Below are 18,980 nucleotides of genomic sequence, written 5' to 3'. Positions count from 1 at the left end.
GCCTTACTTCTTGTTTTTCTGATCGCGGCGGCGCTTGGCCGTCCACAGCAGAGCCAGGCCGGCCGTCATCAAGGCATAGGTTTGCGGCTCAGGCACGGCTGCCAACGCTGCCACGCCGGTGTCGGTGAAGTCGGTGAACACACCGTCGACGCCCAGGCGCAGATAGGCCTCGATCTCGGCCTGGCCGGACTCGAAGCCAAGGATGCCGGCGTCGTCGCGCATGGTCCAGGTGTGGACCAGCAGTCCGCGCTCATGGGCTGCTTCGATCACACCGGTGCTGCCGACTACCAGGCGGTCCAGGCCGTTGACGGTGCCGTCGCCGTTGCGATCCACGCCGTCGGCCACGGTCTGCAGCAGATACGGCTTCCAGGGGCCGATGCCATCGGCATAGGTGGCGACAAAGGATAGGCCGACATTGCTGACCAGATCGGCAAAGGTCAAGAGACCACCGGCGGCCTTGACATCGAAGGGCTGGTCGTAGGGCGCGACAAGGGACATCGAGCCATCGGGCTTGACGTCGTCGGCATCGACCAACTGCACCAGCTTGATGTCGGTACGGGTATTGAGGTACTGCAGATTGCCGACCTCGAAGCTTTGGATAAAGACAGGCGCCGCTGCGTCGTTGCCGTAGGCGGCGTGCAGGGTGCTGACCAGCTTGTCCTCAAAATAGCGCTTGTCCAGCCCCAGGCCCTGCGACACGCCCTGCATATAGGTCGAGTGCTTGAGCTCTGGGTAGATGCCGATGGTGCGGCCGGTCTCCAGGCTCTTTGCCTTGGCGAGTGCGATCACTTCGTCCAGCGTGGGGATTTCGAACTGGCCGTTGAACTCCTGCGGCCGGTTTGCACGCGGCTGCACGGCCCGCAGGGTTTTCAGCTCGGCGAGTGTGAAGTCTTCGACGAACCAGTCGGTGGTCGCGACGCCGTCGACCGTCTTGGTGGTTTTGCGCCCGGCGAAGCCGGCGATGCTGGCGACATTGGTGGTCGCTCCGATGGTGGGCTCGTGGCGCGCTACGAGGATGCCGTCTTTGGTCATCACCAGATCGGGCTCGATGTAGTTCGCGCCTAGCTCGATGGCCTTGGCGTAGGCTTGCAGCGTGTGCTCGGGCAAATAGCCCGAGGCGCCGCGGTGGGCGATGATGATGGGGGCCTGGCCGTCCAGCGTGTTCCAGGCCTGGGCCGGCACGGCGCCCAGCAAGAGTGCGGCCGCGAGAGCGGCCAGGGTCAGTTTGGCTTGCATGGTTTGCTCCTCTGAAGTTGTCGTATCGTCGCGGCGCGATATGACACCTCGACGCGAGGCAGCGTAGGAGCAGTAGTCCGAACGGACTATTGGGCAAGACCTGCCCCTAGTTTGAAGCGTTCAGTTCGCGATGAGGGCCTTGAGCTCGCGCTCCAGCAGCGCGGCGTCACCCAGATTGATCTCCAGCAGGCGGCGCAGATGGGTGATGCTCTCGATGTCGATGCTGCGGCACAGCAAACCGACATGCTCGCCCTCGACATGGGCCACTTCGCCTGCCATCGCGATGCCCACCTCCATCTGGGCCAAGCTGATGTTTAGCAAGCAGGGATCGCCCACCGCGACTGCACCGGCACGCGGCAGTCGCAGCAGGGCGCCTTTGAGCGACAAATCCTGCACCTTGATGTCCAGGCGCTCGGCGGTGGTGGTCAGCTGCGCATCGGTATCGAAGGCGACGCGGGCGAAGTGACGGCGTTCGGTGTTGATGATGGGCTCCCGAAGCTGACGAAGGGTGCAATTGATGCTAGCAGATCAGATGTCGTCCTGACCGTGAATCGTGCTGCGGTCGATGGCCTGTTCCAGGCGCTGCGGCGCCACCGCTTCCAGTCCCATCGATTCCAGCAGATACCAGGCGGCGCGCAGCAGCGCGGCGGTCTCCTGGCGGGCCTCTTCGCCGGCCAGCCCGCCCATCTCGCCAGCACGGGCCAGCGCCTGCTGGTTGCCGCGCGCCTGGGCATGGCCGCGGGCGTCAAAGCGTGGTGCGGCGTAGCGTTCGGCGACTCGCCGAAGCAGTGCCTGCAGCTCCTCGCTCTGCTCCTGCTCGTTGAGCAGGCGGCACAGATCTCCAAGTAGTTGTTCGGCCGCCGCTGCCAGCAGCCGGGCCGCGTGGTCGCTGCCGCCGGCCAGATACAGGGCGGCGGCCAGATCCACATACTCCAGCGCCCGGGCCAGCTTGGGCAGGTCGCTGCCGCTCATGAAGACTGGACTCGAGCTTGGGTTTGATCGGACATGCGGAGCCTCCCGGGCGCTGAATTTATGAGTCGATATGCCAAGGCAGCCAGTTTAGGCGCCAGCTGCAGCGCCGGAGTGAGGCTTTGTTCACGCCGGCCGCCCGCTTGGCCGGGCTTCAGTCGCGCCACCAGGCCTGTGCAGGCGGCGGCGCGCCGATGGCTATGCGCTCACCCATGCGCGGCGTGGTCAGCGCCACGCCCTGCGCGGCCGCGAGTGCGAATATGCGCTCGAAAGGTTCCTGCCAGGGGTGCAATGCCAAATCGAACGTGCCGTTGTGCACCGGCATCAAATGGCGGCCGCGCAGGTCTAGATGGGCTTGCAGGCTTTGCTCGGGCTGCATATGTACATCGGCCCAGTCCTTGTTGTATGCGCCGGTCTCGATCAAGGTCAAGTCGAAGGGGCCGAAGCGTTCGCCGATGGTCTTGAAGCCGGCGAAGTAGCCGCTGTCGCCGCTGAAAAAGACGCGTTGGCGCTCGCCAAGCATGACCCAGGATGCCCACAGATTGCGGTTGCCGTCGCGCAGGCCGCGGCCCGAGAAATGCTGGGCCGGCGTCGCGACGAGTCGCAGCGCGCCGACCCGGACTTCCTGCCACCAGTCGAGCTGGCGCACCTGAGCCGCCGGGATGCCCCAGCTGATCAGCGTGTCGCCGACGCCCAGTGGCGTGAGGAACAGGTCGGTCTTGGCCGCCAGCGCCAGTACCGCCACGCGGTCCAGATGGTCGTAGTGGTCGTGCGACAGGATCACGGCCTTGATCGGCGGTAGATCGTCCAGGCTGATCGGCGGCGCATGAAAGCGCTTCGGGCCGAGGAAACTCAGCGGCGAAGCGCGTTCAGCGAACACCGGATCGGTCAGCCAAAACTCGCCCTCTAACTTCAGCAACATAGTCGAGTGGCCAAGCCGGTACAGGCTGCCTTCGGGCGCAGTGAGCAGCTCGGCTCGGCTCAGGGACAGCACCGGAATCGGCTGCGCCGGGCTGGCATCGGCGGGCTTGTCGAAAAGGAAACGCCACAACACGGCCAGTGTCTTGCCCAGGCCCATGCGCTGCGGACGCACCGGGTTGCGAAACTTACCGCCAAGGAATTGTGGCGAGCCGGCGTAGTGGCTGGTGGCAGGCGTGCAGCAGGTTTTCAGAAGGCTGTAGGTCATGATGAGGACAAGGCTGAAGAGAGTCAGGCAGAGGAAAAGGCGTGGCATCGGGAGGCGACAAAAATACACTACACAGTGTAGTTCCTTGCTGATAAAAGTAAACCATGCGGTGTAAAATTCAGCGATTTCCAAGGATTGATGCCCATGTCTGAGCTGTCGCCGCCGAGCCGACTGACCGACCGCAAGCGCGAAGCTATCGTGCAGGCGGCGCTCGTCGAGTTCCGCCAGCATGGGTTTGGTGGCACCAGCATGGACCGAATTGCGGCTGTTGCCGAGGTCTCCAAACGCACCGTCTACAACCACTTCGCAAGTAAGGACGAGCTGTTCGCGGCCATCCTGCAGCAGTTGTGGGAGCGCAGCCAGGCGCTGGGCGAGCCGATCTACAAGGCCGAACGGCCCCTGCGCGAGCAACTTCTGGAGCTACTGCGCCTGAAGTTGCGCCTGCTCAATGATGCGAGCTTCATCGATCTCGCCCGAGTCGTGATGGCGGAGATGATGCACACACCGGAGCGCGCCCAGGCGATGGTGGCGCGACTTGGCGAGAAAGAGCAGGGGCTGCAGCAATGGATCGCCGCCGCCCAGGCCGACGGCCGGCTCCGCCCGGCCGATCCGCAGTACGCCGCCCAGCAACTGCAGGGCTTGCTGAAGGCCTTCGCCTTCTGGCCCCAACTGGCGATGGGCCAGCCGCCCTTGCCCGAGGCACTGCAGCAACAGGTTTTGCTGGACAGTGTCGAGATGTTCCTGGGTTTTTACGCTAGTGTTGATCCCCTCAAGGAGAACGCCTGATGACATTGCATATCGATCGCCGCAGCGCGCTGGGCCGTCTCGGCGCCGGCTGCCTGGCACTCGCTCCGACCGTACTGCTGGCCGCCGAGGACGAGGCTAAAACCTTTGACGAGGACTCGATACTGAAGGCCGCGACCGAGTTCTTCGGCAGCACCACCGAAGGCCTGGCCAAGGTGATCGAGAAGGCCTTCAAGGAGCAGGGCCGGCCGAATGCGTATATCAAGGGCGAGGAAGCCTCGGCCGCGCTGACCGTGGGCTTGCGCTATGGCGATGGTCAGCTGCAAATGAAAGGCGGCGCTACTGCGCGGGTTTTTTGGGCCGGTCCGTCGATCGGGCTGGACGCCGGCGCTAATGCATCCAAGGTCTTCACCCTGGTCTACAAGCTGCCCAATGCGGCGGCCATCTACCAGCGCTTCCCCGGTGTCGAGGGCAGCCTCTACTACATCGGCGGCGCCGGCATCAACTACCAGCGTAACAAGGGCATCACGCTGGCGCCTATCCGTCTGGGCGTGGGCCTGCGCAGCGGTGCCAGCGTCGGCTATCTGCATTACCGGCGCGAGAAGTCGCTCAACCCCTTCTGACCCTTCGGCGCACGAGCAGGGTATTGGCCTAGTCCGATCGGCTCTTTTGCGTCCGTACTGCTGACATCAGCGCTCCAGAGAATCGCGTCCGCTGCCTGCCCCCTCAAGGCAGCAAGTCTGACAGCCAACGCCATCTCTGGAGATTTCTGATGAGCCAGCAAGACCTGACCCTAGCGTCCAGTTTTTCCCCTTCGCGCCGTGGCCTGCTCAAGAGCGCCTCGGCCTCGGCCGCACTGCCTTTCATCGCCACCCTGGGTGCCTTGCATGCCCGCGAGGCCGCCGCCGCCGGCAACACGGTGCTGATCGACAGCGCCTACGGCCCGATCGCTCCGGTCAACGACCTGACGACCGGCCTGCCGCTGCTGCAACTGCCGCCGGGCTTCAGCTACAAGAGCTATGGCTGGACAGGCGATGCGATGAGCAACGGCAAACCCTGCCCGCGAGCGCACGACGGTATGGGCGTGGTGCAAAGCCGCAAAGTTGGCCGCAGCACCGAGCTGGTGCTGGTGCGCAACCATGAGGTCAGTACCGGCAGCGATGCCAGCTTCTTCGGCGCGCCGGCCGTCTATGACAGCGGCAGCGGCTTCTCCAACGGCGGCACCACCAATCTGGTGTTCCGCGACGGCGCCTTCACCCGCATTGACGCCAACCTCGGCGGCACCCGCACCAACTGCGCCGGCGGTATCACGCCGTGGGGCACGTGGCTGACCTGTGAAGAGGTCGGCTCCGACAGTATCAGCAGCGCCGGCCGCAAGCACGGCTACGTGTTCGAGTGCGCGGCCGATCCGGCCCAGACAAGCGCCGAACCCATCATCGGCATGGGCCGTTTTGCCCACGAGGCCGTCGCGATCGACCCGACCAATGGATATGCCTACCTGACCGAGGACAGCTCGGGTAAGTCGGGCTTTTACCGCTACATCCCCGATGTGCACCCCGGCAAGCTCGGCAGCCTGGCCCAGGGCGGCAAGCTGCAGATGGCCAAGGTCAAGGGCCAGAACAATATCAATATCGCACCGGCCGAACTCGAGCAGGCCTATGAGCTGGAGTGGGTGGACATCGCCAACCCTGACCAGAACCGCGGCACCGCTACCGCCGTCGACGGTACGACGATCAGCAACTGCGCCGGACCCTTCGTACAGGGCTGGGCCCAGGGCGCGCTGCGCATGAATCGCGGCGAAGGCATCTGGTACTACGCCGGCAAGATGTATGTGATGGACACCTCGGGCGGCACCGTCAACCGTGGCGCGATCTGGGAGCTGGACCTGGCCAGCCAACTCATCACCTGCATCTACTCTAGTGCTTCCGAAGTGGTCGGCGACGCCGGCGACAACCTGACGGTGAGCCCGCGCGGCGGCATCGTGATCTGCGAGGACGGCGGCGGCGTTACCGACAGCTTCGGCTTCGGCAGCCGTCTAATGGGTCTGACCCAGGAAGGCGACACCTTCATCTTCTGCAAGAACAATGTCAATGTGAGCGCTGCCGAGTTGAGCGCCGCTGGCAAGCTCGCCAGCCTGGCCGGCGATCGCCGTAGCTCCGAGTTCTGCGGTGCCTGCTTCGACCCGACCGGCCGCTACCTCTTCGTCAACATCCAGACCCCAGGCATCACGCTGGCGATCACCGGCCCCTGGGGCAACGGTTCGCTTTAAGCCCGCTGCAAAACATTCAAGGAATCGCAAATGAAAACCACCCTCATCGCCGCCGCCTTGCTGGCCCTGGCCGCCCAAGTCCAAGCAGCCCAGTACACCGGCGCCCAAGGCACAGCCGCCGTCGACGCCAGCTTCGTGACTGCCAGCGAGCTGTTCTTCGATCTGGAGTTCGCCACCCGCGGTAGCGTCACGCTGAACTTCACCGTCGAGGCCCAGGACCTGGCCAGCCCCCTGCTGAGCTTCAACTCCGTCGTGCGCAATCTGTCCGGCCTGGGCTTTGGCGACGTCAGCGTCCAGCTCGACGGGGCCAGCTTCTCACTGCCGCAGGGCACGGTCACGACCGACGGCTTCCAGGCGGTGCAGAGCTGGGGCGGCAACAGCAGTGCGCTGTGGGCCCAGTTCGGCGGCCCCGGCGTCACCACCGAGTTCTACATCGGCAATCCGCTGCTGCAGGCCGGCGCTGGCGACTGGACCCTGGACCTGAGCGGGCGTCAGGTCGGTGATGTCTTCAGCATCACCGTGGCCGTGCCCGAGCCGCAAACCTATGCGCTGATGCTGGCTGGTCTGGCCGCAGTCGGCTGGGTGGCACGTCGCCGCAAAGTCTGAGCAGCGCTCAGCTCAGCACCCCGGTGCGCACGCAATTGCGTCCGTCGCGCCGGGCGCTGATCAGGCCCGCCTCGGCGCGGGCCATCAGCTGGTTGATGCTGTCACCGCTGCGCAGCGCCGTCATGCCCAGGCTGACGCCGACACGCAGCTCCTCATGCAGCGGCGCCCAGTCATGGGCCTGGACCGCGCGGCGGATGCGCTCGCACACCGTGCGCGCGGTCGACAGCTCCACCTCGCTGAGCACCAGCACCAGCGACTCGGCGCTGTAGCGCAGCGCCAGATCCTTGGCGCGGCAATGGGCGCGCACGATGGCGCCCACGTCGCGCAACACCGCATCGACCAGACCCGGCGTCAGTGCGACGCGCGAAGGCTGCAGCGGATCGAGCTCCATACGCACCAGGCACAGGCCGCGATTGCCGGCCAGGGCTTGCTGCATCATCGGCGGCAGGCGCAGCTCCAGCGCCTCGCGGCGGGCCAGGCCGGTCAGAGCGTCCTGCTGGCTGGCATCGGGCTGGCTGTCGCTGCGCGTCAAGCGCAGTTGCAAACCCTCGACCACGACCTTATGGAAATGCTGGTAGAGCGCCAAGGCCTGCGCATGCTCGCCGGCCTCGGTGTGCTGTTCACTCAAGGCTTCCAGCGCTTGCGTCAGCAGCGCACGGGCGCGCCAGTCCAGTGCATTCTTTGCCAGTAACGGCTCGACCAGGCTACGGCATCGCTGCGCCTCGCCCTCGGCAAGGGCGCGTTCGGCGGCCTGGACTTCCGCATCGGGGGCGCTGTCCATGTCAGTGCTCGCTTCTGAGCGGACGGGCTTGAGCGCGTGCATGTGAAACCTGTGACGTGTCTGTAACAACAGCTTGAGGATAGCGCGAATCGCACTTAATTTCATCTAGTGAAAGCCGCAACAAAGGCAACAAAGCGGCGGCTGCCTCGCAACCGTCCTGATACGGACGCCGCGCAAGCTGGTGGCTGTGCAATCACTGGAGCCTTCCATGTCCCTCCGTACCACCCAGATTTCGCTGGTGCGTCGCAGTTTCGCGCTGATCGAGCCGATCGCCGAGCAGGCTGGCGCGCTGTTCTACGGGAAATTGTTCGAGGCGGATCCCGGGCTGCGTCGCCTGTTTCACGGCGACATGCAGGCCCAGAGCCACAAGCTGATGCAGATGATCGGCGCGGCCGTGGCCCTGCTGGACCAGCCCGAGCGGCTGCTGCCGGTGCTGCGCCAGCTCGGGGCGCGCCATGGCGGCTACGGTGTGCAGGCCGTTCATTACGAGACTGTCGGCGCCGCACTGATCAAGACCCTGGCCCAGGGCTTGGGTCCGGCCTTCAACGCCGAGACCCGCGCCGCCTGGCTGGCCGTCTATGCCCTGGTCAGCGGCACGATGCAAAGCGCTTGCGATCTGCAGCTGGCCGACATCAGCGGCTGACCACGCAGTTGCGCCCCTGGTTCTTGGCGGCGTAGAGCGCTTCGTCGGCGCGCAGCAACAGCTCGTCGACCTGGCAGTCTCCGGCACGCAGCGCGGTGATGCCGAAGCTGGCGGTCAGTGCGCCGCCTTCATGGTCGGGCATCAGGGCGGCGATCTGTCCGCGCAGCCGCTCAACCAGAGGCTGCGCGGCCGCCAGTTCGGTCTGCGGCAGCAGTAGCGCGAACTCCTCGCCGCCGAGCCGACCGATCACGTCGAGCCGGCGCACCAACTGCGCACAGGCCTGCACCACCTGGCGAATCGCAGCATCGCCACCAGCATGGCCCAGGCTGTCGTTGATGCGCTTGAAGTGGTCGATGTCCATCATCACCAGGGCCAGCGGCAGGCCGTGGCGGCGCGCGCGCTCCAGTTCGCGCTCGGCCTGCTCGATGAAGCTGCGCCGGTTCGCGACGCCGGTCAACGCATCGGTTGTGGCCAGACGTTGCAACTCCAGTTCCAGCTGCTTGCGCTCGGTGATGTCGACGATGGTGGCCAGGTCGGCGAGCTCACCGTTGTAGCTGACCGGCACCATGGACACCATCACCCACAGCACGCTGCCGCCCGAGCCCAGCAGGCTGACCTCCTCATCGACCAGTCGACCCTCGCGCAGGAACTTGGCCTGTAGCCGCGCGCGCTCCTGTGGGTCGCGGTAAAAGGACTCGGCCGGCCGGCCGACGATATCGTTCAGGGGCCGGTCGGCCAGGCGTGCGGCCGACTCGTTGGCATAGATCAGCACCGCATCGCTGCGCCGCGTCAAGGTCATCGGCACAGGAGCGTTGTCCAGAATTGTGCGAAGACGCTGTTCGCTCTCGCGCAGCTCCTGCGTGCGCTGTTCGACGCGCTGCTCCAGCCCGGTCGTCAGGTCCTGCAGCTCGGCCACCAGGCGGGCGTTGTCCACTGCATTGACGACATTGGCGCACAGCAGCTCCAGAAACTCGACGCGGCCGGTGGTGAAGACGCCGGCCGCCGACGCGTTCTCTAGGTAGAGGGCGCCGACCGTGTGCCCCTGCTTGAGCAGCGGTGTGGACAGGACCGAGCGGGCTTGGCGCGCCGCGAAGTAGGGCTCGCGCTGCGCATCGAGCGCGCTGCGCGCATCGTCGATCAGCAAGGTCTTGCCCCCTGCCAGCACGCGGCGCAGCAGGCTCAGCGGAAGCCGCCCGCCTGCCTGTTCTAACGCCAGCGGCGTCATCTGGCCTTCGGTGTCGCCGAGGCCGACATCGGCCCTGAGCGTCCAGCGCGGCTCGGCGCCGGCGCCGGCCCGGTTGTGTCCGCTGGCCAGCACGATGGCGGCGCGCTGCGCGCCGGCGTTCTCTCCGACCACCCGCAGCAGCCGCTGCAGCAGGCGCGGTAGCTCGGCCTCGGCATTGATGGCCTGCATGGCCTTCATCAGGCTGCTGACGTCAACCGCATCACTGCGGCGCGGTGCCTCAGGTGTTGGCGTCGGCAGGGTCCGCTGTGCCACCCCCGGCGCGCCCCATTGCAGCCAGTTCAGTCGGGCCTGAGCCAGTGCTGCGTGCGCGGCGGCTGGCTCATGAGGCCGGGTGGCTGCCAGGTAGCGGCCGCGCGCGCCGTGCGCTAGCCCGGCGTCCAGCGGGGTGCCAGTCAGCGGCTGCTCGGCGCTGGCTACGGCGGCATCGAAGGCCGGCAGCGCGTCCTCGCCGCGCGCCCAGGCCAGCTCGGCCGCCAGCAGATGGTATTTGGCGCTGAAGGTGCCGGGGCCGGCCTCGTTCCAGCGGCCGAGCTTGTGCAGCGCCAGCTCGGCTTCGGCCAGCGCTGCCTCGCGCGCCGCCCCGGCGCAGCGCAGCCCGGCCAGCGCCGCAATGAAGACCACGAGCGGCACCGCATGCATGCCTCGCGCGGCGGCGAACAACGCGCTGGCGGAGCGCGCCTCCAGCAAGGCCTCGGCCGGGCGCTCGGCCAAAAAGTGCAGCAACGCGCGCCAGGCGTGCAGAAACATCAGTCCGGTTTGGTCCTTGCGCTGCTGGTAGACCGCCGCCAGTGCACGGCCGGAGCAGGGGCCGCTTTCCAGCGCCAGGGCCGGCAGCGTCGGCAGCAGCAGCTCCTGCACCAGGGCTAGCAGCGCGTCCTGATAGTCGGCGGCCACCGGCTGGCGCATGCGCTGCAGCGTATCGCGATGCACGCTCAGGCTTTGCGCCAGCGCCGGCAGCGGCTGGCCGGCGAGGAAGGCATGGCAGTCATGCACATAAAGACCCAGGCCTGCGTGGCGCAGATTGCCACCTTCCAGGCCGTTGCGATGGGTCTCCATCAGGCCCGGCAGACCCTGGCTCAGCGGCTCGATCCAGTGCTGCAAGAAGGCGTTGAAGGAGAAGCCGGCGTGGGCGTAGACCTGCAGCCACCCGTGCTCGCGCACCAGTTGCATCGACAGGCGGCCAAGCGCATAGGCCTGGCGATAGTCGCCAAGGAACTCGGCCCACATCAAGCCCAGCACCGAGTAGGCCGACAGCGCCCCCGGCACATGGCCGTGGGTCATCATCAGCCGCACCTGGAACACCGTCAGCAGCGGCAGCAGGGCCGGCCGCGCGATATAGGCGGCGGCCGTCATCTTGGCGCTGATCGAGATCAGCTGCAGCATGCGCGCGTCGCTCATCGGCGCGAGCGCGGCGAGCGCCGGCAGGCCCAGCGCGTTGAGCTCGTCGCGAACTGACGCGACCAGGGCCACCACCTGGGCCGGCGAGTCGGCCTGCGGCAGCTCGGCGCCCAGCATGGCCAGCACCTGCAGGCCCAAGTCCAAGGTATCGCTGAGCTGGCCCTGAGCATAGCTGGCCTCGATGCGCACCTCCAGCAGCCGGGCGCGCTGGGCCGGCTCGCTGAGCCTGGCCAGCGCGGCGGCGAGCAGCTCGTCCATGCGGTCATGCCGGCCGCTCAGATACGCCATGCGGGCCGCCTGCAGATGCACGACCAGCAGCGCCTCAGGCCGCCCGGCCCAGGCCGTCTCGTCCTGCAGGCGTAGCGCCATCTCGGCAAAGTCGGCTGCCAGATCAAAGGCGGCCGCATTCATCGCCTGCTGTGAGGCTTGCTCGTTGGCCACGGCCAACGCGGCGCGCTCGCTGGGCTCTGAGATCAGGGTCTCAGCGGCGTTCAGATGGTTCAAAACATGGAAGGGGAGTGCCGCAGGTGATTGGTGGCGCGAACGCAGCAGGCGGCCGATCTGTAGGTGCAGACGGGCCCGGGAGTGCTCGGGCACCAGGCGCCAGGCCGCTTCCTGCACGCGGTCGTGGGCGAAGGCATAGCGCACCGCCTGCTCGCTCGGCGCCAGATGGGCGGCGTAGCGGTAGAGCTTGTTACCGGGCACCAGCAACTGGGCCTGAAGCGCCGGCAGCAGGCCAGTGGCGACCTCGGTGCCAGGGCGGTCGAGTGCGGTGGCCAGCGTGTCCAGGTCGAAACTCCCACCCAGGAAGGCGCCGACTGAGAGCATCCTGCGGCAGGCCTCGGGCAGGGGCTGAAGCTGCGCCAGCATCAGCTCGACGACATTGTCCGCCAGTTGGGCTTGGGCGATCTGCGCCGCCGACCAATCCCATCGCTGGCCCGCGAGGTCGAAATGGATCAGGCGGCGCTGCACCAGTTCTTCGACAAAGCGGCGCAGGAAGAAAGGGTTGCCGGCGGTCTTGGCCAGGCACAGCGTGGCCAGTTCGGCGACCTCGGCGGCCGGCCTATGCAGGCTGTCGGCCAGCAACTGGCCGATCTCACCGGCGCCTAGCGGCGCGATCGACAGCGCCAGAAAACGAGGCCCCAGCGCGCGCAGCTCGACCAGGTCCTGGCTCAGAGGGTGCTCGAGGGGCAGCTCGTTGTCGCGCCAGGCCAGCACGATCAGCGTGTGGCGCAGCTCGGTATCGCCGGCCCACTCGCGCAGCAGGCGACGCGAGCTGCGGTCGGCCCATTGCAGGTCGTCCAGGAACAGGGTCTGCGGCTCGTCCTCGCTGGCCAGTGCTGCCAGGCACAGGCGCAGGCTGCGCATGAAGCGGCTCTCGGCCTCGGAGGGCGCCAGTGCTACCGGCACGGCTGGCTCGCCCAGCAGCGGCTTGAATTCGGCGATGGCCTCGGCCACGACGGCCGCCGCGCTTCCCAGACGCTGGCACAGGCGCTCCCGCCAGAACAGCTGGCGTGCGGGTGCCTGGGCCAGGATCTGCCCGGCGCGCTGGGCCAATAGGCTCAGCAGCGCGCCGTAGGGCTGATGCTGACCGAACTGGTTGAACTTGGCCGCGACAAAGCTGCCGCGCTGGGCCATCAGGCTGCGCTGAGCTGCGTTGACCAGCGCGGTCTTGCCTATGCCCGAGAGGCCGGCGATACCGACCAGCTGGCTCGCGCCGGCGGCAGCGGCTTCGAAGGCCGCGCCGAGCTGGCGCAGCTCGCTCTCGCGCCCATAGAGTCGGCCGCTGAGCTGGAATCGGTCGCTGCGGTCGCCCCGGCCCGGCATGAAATGGGGTGGTTCGCGGCCCTCAGTCAAGGCCGCCAGGCACAGGGCCAGGTCTTGCCTGAGAGCCGGGTGACTTTGGTAGCGTGCCTCGGGTTCCTTCTGCAGGCAGCGCTCCAGCAGGGCTGCCAGCGCCGGCGAGGCGTCGGCTCGCCGAGCGGTGGCCAGCGGCGCCGGCACGGCCAGATGGGCATGGACGGCCTGGGCGGCGTCTTGGCAATCGAACAGCGGCGAGCCGGTCAAGGCCTCGTACAGCGTGGCGCCGAGGCTGTAGAAGTCGGCCCGGTAGTCGACATCGCGGCTCATCCTGCCGGTCTGCTCGGGTGCCAGTGTGGCCAGGCTGCCGTCCAGCGCGTCAGCGCGCAGCAACAGCGCGCGTTCCTGGGCGATTTCGGCGGCAATGCCGAAGTCGCCAAGCAGGATGCGCGCTAGCGGATCGTCGTGCTGTGACAGCAGCACATTGCCCGGATGCAGGTCGCGGTGTACGACGCCTTGCTCATGGATGACTTCCAAGGCATCGACCAGGGCTAGGCCCAGGCGCAGCACGTCCGGCTGGCTCAGCGGGGCGGCGCTGCTGATCAGCCATTGCCTCAGGGTCTGCAGGCCCAGGTCGGGCAGGCGCATATAGGGCCGGCCTGCATGGCTGGCCAGGGCGTCCGGGCGCAAGATATGGGGGTGGTCGAAGCGCCGCGCGATCTCGAACTCGTAGCGAAAGCGCGCCAGCTCGGCGGCGCTGGGCATGGCCGCTCGCAAGTAGACCAGCACGGCCCGTTGACCCTGGGCATCGACCGCCCGAAGCACGCCGTTGCGCCGGCTGCCGGGCAGGGATTCGGTGATCCGCCACCCATTCACACTGTCACCCGGACCCCAACCAAGGTCCCCCTGTGCCTGTCGGAGCATCTGAAACCGCTTTTCTTTGTCTGTCGCCGATGACCTGTAAATGTAACCGCCCGACCGTGACAGCCCGGCGCTGCGGGCATGATGGGGCATGGACGCGACCCGGAGAGCACTATGAAGAAACCATCCCGACGACCGGCCGCCCTGATTCGCGATCTGCGCGGCGGCCTGCGCCTGATCACCGACGGGGTCGGTGGCGTAACCGGCCTGGTCGAGAGCCTGCACGGCCGCATCGCACGCGTGTCACCGCCGCTGGGCCAGGTGGCGGACGCGCCGACGCGCGGCATCACGGGCTTGGTCTATCGCAGCATCCGCGGCACGACCGGCCTGGTGGGGGCTGGCCTGGACGCGGCGCTGGCCCGCCTGCAAGAGCAGCTACAGGACGCGCCCGACGCCCAATCCGGTCGACGCCGCGAGGCCGTGGTAGCTGCGCTCAACGGCGTGCTGGGCGACCATCTGCTGCGCAGCGGCAACCCGCTGGCGCAGCAGATGACGCTGCGCTTTCAGGGCAGCGGTCCGAAGCCGCTGCTGCTCATCCATGGCCTGTGTATGAATGACCAGCAGTGGCTGCGCGATGGCCATGATCATGGCCAGGCGCTGGCCGACGAGCAGGGCTTCACACCCATCTATGCGCGCTACAACAGCGGCCTACATATCTCGGCCAACGGGCTGGCCCTGGCCGAGGAGCTCGAGCGCCTGCTGCAGCGCTGGCCTGAGCCGGTCGAACAACTGGCCATCATTGGCCACAGCATGGGCGGCCTGCTCGCACGCAGCGCGGTCCAGCAGGCCTTGCAGCGCGATATGGCCTGGCCCCTGCTGCTGCGTCGCCTGGTCTTTCTAGGCAGCCCGCATCATGGCGCGCCGCTGGAACGGGCCGGCAACTGGCTGCACCAGGGCCTGGGGCTGAGCCCCTATCTGGCGCCGTTCACGCGCCTGTCGGGTCTGCGCAGCGCCGGTATCACCGACCTGCGCCATGGCAATCTGCTGGAGGCCGACTGGGTCGGCGAAAGCCGCTTCGTAGGCCGCGACCGGCGCGTCGTCGTGCCGCTGCCGCAAGGCGTGGGCTGCTATGCGGTGGCCGGTACGCTGGGGCGCAGCGACGGAGGCTGGCTCGGGGACGGGCTGGTGCCACTGGACAGCGCGCTGGGCCGGCATACCCATCCGCAGCGCCGGCTACGCCTGCCTGCCTCGAACCACTGGGTCGCACGCGGCACCCACCACCTGGACCTGCTGAGCAGCCCGGCGGTCTATGCCCGGCTCAAGCGCTGGCTGAGCTGATCCGGCTCAGCGCCGGGCCAGGAAGGGATAGGCCGGATCGTTGTAACCCGGCGTCGACGCATGACCTGGCGTCACCAGTGAGTCGACCAGGGCCTCATCTTTGGGGTCGATGCTGCAGTCCAGCGAACCCAGATAGTCCTGCCACTGGGCCAGGGTGCGCGGTCCGGCGATCACCGCGCTGACAGCGCGATGAGCCAGCACCCAGGCGGTCGCGAAATGACTCAAGGAGCGCCCTGTGCCTGCGCAGTGAGCCATCAGCTTCTGCGCGATCTGCAGCGACTCTTCGCGGAACTCGGTCTCCAGCATGCGCTTGTCGCCGCGGCCGGCGCGCGTACCGGCGTCCGGTGTGGCACCCGGTGCGTACTTGCCTGACAGCACGCCGCGAGCGATTGGGCTGTAGGGCACAACACCGATGCCATGGTGGGCGCAAACCGGTAAAACCTCGACCTCGGGTTGGCGGTTCAGGAGGTTGTAGTAGGGCTGGCAGACCACAGGGCCAGGCATGTTCAGGGCCCGCGCCTGATGGACGATTTCGGCGATGCGCCAGCCGCGGAAATTCGACAGCCCCCAGTAGCGGATCTTGCCGGCGCGCAGCAGCGCATCGATCGCGCGCAGCGGTTCCTCCAAGTCCATGCCTAGATAGTCGCGGTGCAGGTAGTAGATGTCGAGATGATCGGTGCCCAGGCGCTGCAGGCTGGCCTCGCATTCGCGCAACATCCATGCGCGCGAGTACTGCGACTCGTTGGGCCGGCCCGACATCTTGTTGCCCAGCTTGGTGGCCAGCACCCAATCGTGGCGGGCGCCGTCCTTGAGCAGCGCACCGACTATGGTCTCGGATGCTCCTGTGCTGTAGACATCAGCGGTGTCGATGAAATTGACGCCGTGCTCGCGGGCATGGGCGACGATGCTGCGCGCCTCAGCGAGATCGGTCTGATCGCCGAACATCATCGTGCCCAGGCACAGCGTGGAGACCTGGAGTTGGGATTTGCCGAGGGAGCGGTAGTGCATCGTGCAGCCTTCTTTTCTATCGTTGCAAAATGAGTTCTAGCGTTAGCGCGCGGTCGGACTTGTTGGACCACATCCAGCAGTAATCCTGCTCGGTGGCGGCCAGCAGCTGTCCCTCCGCCGCGCCAGCGCCATCGATCTTGGCCGGGTAGGTGACTTTCTGGCCTTCGTGGTAATGGATGTTGAAGTTCGTCGGCGCCTCGGCCCGGAAGCTCCAGGCGATGGTTTGGCCCTTGGATAGCTTGCCGCAGACTTCGGCGAACTGGGCCGGCGCGATGCTGGCCTTGTGCTCGAAGCGGCCGGATTCGTTCCAGCGGATCTCGACCAGCTCGGCCCGGGCAGCGAACGATGCCAGACTCAGCAGGGCGGACAGCGCGATCAAAGACAGTTGCGTTCTCATCTGGGTCTCAATGCTTGTGGGCGTGGTGCATGTCAGGTACGTGGGCATGGCTGTGGCTCAGCGGGCGATGGTAATGCCGATGGCTGTGGGCGCCGCTGGGCATGGGGTCGTGCGCATGGTCGTGGTGTCCGTCGTCATGCCGATGGGCATGCTCGTGCGCCAACGCTTCGTGCTGGTGCTCGTGCCCATGGGTCTCGGACAGATGCACGACCACGCCCAGCAGCATCAGCCCGCCGCCCAACGCCATGCCCAGGCCTGCCGAGCGGTCGCCCAGAGCATAGGCGGCAAAGGCACCGATGAATGGTGCGAAGGCAAACACCGAGCCGGTGCGGGCGGCGCCAAATGCGCGCTGGGCCAGCAGGTAAAAGCGCAGGCTCAGGCCATAGCCGGTGGCTCCGATGGCCAGCAGACCCAGTGCGGCGAGCAGGCCGGGCATTGGCTCGCCAGACAGCCAGGCCAAGGACGCGGTGGCCGACGCGCCCAGCGCCGCCTTGATCAGAACCACCTGGCCCGGATCGCGCTCTGCCAGCGCGCGCGACAAGGAGTTGTCCATGCCCCACGACGCCGTGGCCAGCAGCACGGCCAGCAGGCCTAGCAGCTGACTTCCACCGCTGACACCCTGTTCGACCACCAGCACGAGGCCGCCGGCAAGCAATAGCAACATCGCCGCCCAGACCCTGCGGTCCATGGTCTCGCCGTAGAGCCGCCAGGCCAGCATGGCGGTGAACAGCGCCTCCAGGGTCAGCATCAGCGAGGCACCGGTGCTGCTGCTGCGCTGCAGGCCCCATGCCATCGCGACCGGTCCGATGACGGCACCAAAACAGGCGACGGCCAGCAGCCGAGGCAGGTCCGTACGCAGCAGGCGCGCTTCCTTCTTCACCGATTGGCGCAGCAGGCCGCCGACCAGGGCAGCACCGGCATACAACAGGGCGGCTGTGGTGAACGGCCCCAAGCCCAGGCCCAGTTCCTGGACAAAGGGCGTGCTGACACCGAACAGGGCCGCAGCGAGGAAGGCCAGCAGCCCTCCTTTGAGGGCAGGGAGATGAGATGTGGTGCTCGCCATCAAGAACTCACTTCACCATGCACCCGGCGTCGTTCAAGTTTTGCCTGATGTCGTATGCATCAGGACGCATTCGGCAGGCCGCCCAGCATCGTCAACCCCAGCCCGACAAGGGCACAGAGCCCCAGCAGCGGCATCACACCTAGCTTAAAACGGAACAGGGCTAGCGCTGCTCCCAGCGCGATCAGGGCCGAGATCCAGTCGAATTGGCCGGCGATGCCTTGGGGCCACAACACGTGATAGGCGAAGAACATCGCCAGATTCAGTATCACGCCGACGACGGCCGCGGTGATGGCCGTCAGCGGCGCGGTGAACCTTAGATTGCCATGGCTGCTCTCGATCAACGGTCCGCCGGCGAGGATGAAGACGAAGGAGGGCAGGAAGGTGAAGAAGGTCACCACGCAGGCCGCTGCTGCACCGGCCAGGAACTGCGCGTCGGGTCCGAACACCTGCTGGGCCCAGCCGCCAACAAAAGCGACGAAGGCCACCACCATGATCAGCGGCCCCGGCGTGGTCTCGCCCAGCGCCAGGCCGTCGATCATCTGGGCGGCGCTGAGCCACTGGTTCTGCTCGACAGCACCTTGGTAGACATAGGGCAGCACCGCATACGCGCCCCCGAAAGTCAGCAGCGCTGCCTTGGTGAAGAACCAACCCATCTGGGTCAAGGTCCCCTCAAAGCCGTATCCCAAGACCAGCAGCGCCATCGCGACCAACCAGATCCCCAGCCCCAGCGCGAGCACCTGAGCCAGCCGGCTGCGTTTGAAGCGCGCGTGGCTGGGTGTCGGCGTGTCGTCATCGATCAGCGCCGGTCCGAAGCTCTGCTTGGCCGCCGCGTGGCCGCCCCCGATGGCAAAGACCTGCGGCGCATAGCTTCCACCGAAGTGCCCGATGACCGCCGCCAGTAGTACGACCAGCGGGAAGGGCGCATCGAGCGCGGAGATCGCCGCGAAGGCCGCCGCGGCGATGCCCCACAGCCAGCCATTCTTCAAAGCGCGGCTGCCGATGCGGTGAGCGGCATGCAGGACCAGGGCCGTCACCGCCGGTTTGATCCCATAGAACAGACCGGCCACCAAGGGCATCTCGCCGAAGGCGATGTAGATCCAGGACAGCGCGATCAGAATGAATAGCGAGGGTAGTACGAACAAGACGCCCGCGACGAGGCCGCCTCGAGTCCTGTGCATCAGCCAGCCGATATACGTGGCCAGCTGCTGAGCCTCGGGGCCGGGCAGCAGCATGCAGTAGTTCAGCGCATGCAGAAAGCGCTTCTCGCTGATCCAACGGCGCCGTTCGACCAGCTCGGTGTGCATGATGGCGATCTGCCCCGCCGGGCCACCGAAGCTGATGAAGCCCAGCTTGAGCCAGAAGCGCAGGGCCTGCCAGAAGCCGATGGCGGCGGGAGGGGCGGTGGGCGTGGACATCGGCTGGCATTAGACCAAAG

Annotated in this window: 16 protein-coding genes; 6 read left to right on the top strand and 10 right to left on the bottom strand. The window is 66.9% G+C overall.

Features of this window, described 5'->3' with window-relative positions:
• Positions 1-3: 3 nt before the first annotated feature.
• The 4 genes from OOZ63_RS06545 to OOZ63_RS06530 form a co-directional block, all read right to left on the bottom strand.
• A complete protein-coding gene (locus tag OOZ63_RS06545) occupies positions 4-1,236 on the bottom strand; it encodes a glycerophosphodiester phosphodiesterase (protein ID WP_266004619.1) in 1,233 nt (410 codons plus the stop codon).
• Positions 1,237-1,356: 120 nt separating this feature from the next.
• Complete coding sequence (locus tag OOZ63_RS06540; RefSeq protein ID WP_266004725.1) at positions 1,357-1,719, bottom strand: PilZ domain-containing protein; 363 nt, start codon at positions 1,717-1,719, stop codon at positions 1,357-1,359.
• Between the two features lie 45 nt (positions 1,720-1,764).
• Positions 1,765-2,208, bottom strand: a complete 444-nt coding sequence (locus OOZ63_RS06535) for a hypothetical protein (RefSeq protein WP_266004618.1) — start codon at positions 2,206-2,208, stop codon at positions 1,765-1,767.
• 151 nt (positions 2,209-2,359) lie between these two features.
• Positions 2,360-3,391, bottom strand: coding sequence for an MBL fold metallo-hydrolase (locus OOZ63_RS06530; RefSeq protein WP_266004617.1), 1,032 nt, complete (start codon positions 3,389-3,391; stop codon positions 2,360-2,362).
• Positions 3,392-3,535: 144 nt separating this feature from the next.
• Here OOZ63_RS06530 and OOZ63_RS06525 point away from each other — a divergent pair, with 144 nt between their 5' ends.
• The 4 genes from OOZ63_RS06525 (at position 3,536) to OOZ63_RS06510 (ending at position 7,010) form a co-directional block, all read left to right on the top strand.
• Positions 3,536-4,177 (top strand): TetR/AcrR family transcriptional regulator, encoded by a 642-nt coding sequence (locus tag OOZ63_RS06525; RefSeq protein ID WP_416234698.1) that lies wholly within the window; start codon positions 3,536-3,538, stop codon positions 4,175-4,177.
• Positions 4,177-4,758 carry a DUF1134 domain-containing protein gene (locus OOZ63_RS06520; protein WP_266004615.1) on the top strand — a complete coding sequence of 194 codons (582 nt, stop codon included), beginning with the start codon at positions 4,177-4,179 and terminating at the stop codon, positions 4,756-4,758. Before OOZ63_RS06525 ends, OOZ63_RS06520 begins: the two co-directional genes overlap by 1 nt.
• Positions 4,759-4,907: 149 nt before the next feature.
• Positions 4,908-6,404, top strand: coding sequence for a PhoX family protein (locus OOZ63_RS06515; protein ID WP_266004614.1), 1,497 nt, complete (start codon positions 4,908-4,910; stop codon positions 6,402-6,404).
• 30 nt (positions 6,405-6,434) lie between these two features.
• Complete coding sequence (locus OOZ63_RS06510) at positions 6,435-7,010, top strand: PEP-CTERM sorting domain-containing protein (protein WP_266004613.1); 576 nt, start codon at positions 6,435-6,437, stop codon at positions 7,008-7,010.
• 7 nt (positions 7,011-7,017) lie between these two features.
• Here the strand turns inward: OOZ63_RS06510 and OOZ63_RS06505 are convergent, their stop codons facing one another.
• Positions 7,018-7,791 (bottom strand): GGDEF domain-containing protein, encoded by a 774-nt coding sequence (locus tag OOZ63_RS06505; protein WP_266004612.1) that lies wholly within the window; start codon positions 7,789-7,791, stop codon positions 7,018-7,020.
• 208 nt (positions 7,792-7,999) lie between these two features.
• Here OOZ63_RS06505 and OOZ63_RS06500 point away from each other — a divergent pair, with 208 nt between their 5' ends.
• Positions 8,000-8,434 (top strand): globin family protein, encoded by a 435-nt coding sequence (locus tag OOZ63_RS06500; protein ID WP_266004611.1) that lies wholly within the window; start codon positions 8,000-8,002, stop codon positions 8,432-8,434.
• On the opposite strand, the gene OOZ63_RS06495 is transcribed toward OOZ63_RS06500, so the two are convergent.
• On the bottom strand, positions 8,424-13,754 hold the full coding sequence (locus OOZ63_RS06495; protein ID WP_266004610.1) for a diguanylate cyclase: 5,331 nt from the start codon (positions 13,752-13,754) through the stop codon (positions 8,424-8,426). The genes OOZ63_RS06500 and OOZ63_RS06495 overlap by 11 nt on opposite strands.
• A gap of 159 nt (positions 13,755-13,913) precedes the next feature.
• Here OOZ63_RS06495 and OOZ63_RS06490 point away from each other — a divergent pair, with 159 nt between their 5' ends.
• On the top strand, positions 13,914-15,077 hold the full coding sequence (locus OOZ63_RS06490) for an esterase/lipase family protein (RefSeq protein WP_266004608.1): 1,164 nt from the start codon (positions 13,914-13,916) through the stop codon (positions 15,075-15,077).
• A gap of 6 nt (positions 15,078-15,083) precedes the next feature.
• Here the strand turns inward: OOZ63_RS06490 and OOZ63_RS06485 are convergent, their stop codons facing one another.
• The 4 genes from OOZ63_RS06485 to chrA are packed head-to-tail and all read right to left on the bottom strand — an operon-like array spanning position 15,084 to position 18,960.
• Positions 15,084-16,085: an aldo/keto reductase gene (locus tag OOZ63_RS06485; protein WP_266004607.1), complete on the bottom strand. Its 1,002-nt coding sequence runs from the start codon at positions 16,083-16,085 to the stop codon at positions 15,084-15,086.
• Positions 16,086-16,101: 16 nt separating this feature from the next.
• The gene (locus OOZ63_RS06480; RefSeq protein WP_266004606.1) at positions 16,102-16,482 is read right to left on the bottom strand and encodes a hypothetical protein; all 381 of its coding nucleotides are present in this window, start codon (positions 16,480-16,482) and stop codon (positions 16,102-16,104) included.
• Positions 16,483-16,489: 7 nt separating this feature from the next.
• The gene (locus OOZ63_RS06475; RefSeq protein ID WP_266004605.1) at positions 16,490-17,545 is read right to left on the bottom strand and encodes a DMT family transporter; all 1,056 of its coding nucleotides are present in this window, start codon (positions 17,543-17,545) and stop codon (positions 16,490-16,492) included.
• Between the two features lie 59 nt (positions 17,546-17,604).
• The gene (gene chrA / locus OOZ63_RS06470) at positions 17,605-18,960 is read right to left on the bottom strand and encodes a chromate efflux transporter (protein ID WP_266004604.1); all 1,356 of its coding nucleotides are present in this window, start codon (positions 18,958-18,960) and stop codon (positions 17,605-17,607) included.
• Positions 18,961-18,980 lie beyond the last annotated feature (20 nt).

The organism is Paucibacter sp. PLA-PC-4 (genome assembly GCF_026241155.1).
Taxonomy (GTDB): Bacteria; Pseudomonadota; Gammaproteobacteria; order Burkholderiales; family Burkholderiaceae_C; genus Roseateles_E.
This window is presented reverse-complemented; position numbering and strand designations above follow the sequence as displayed.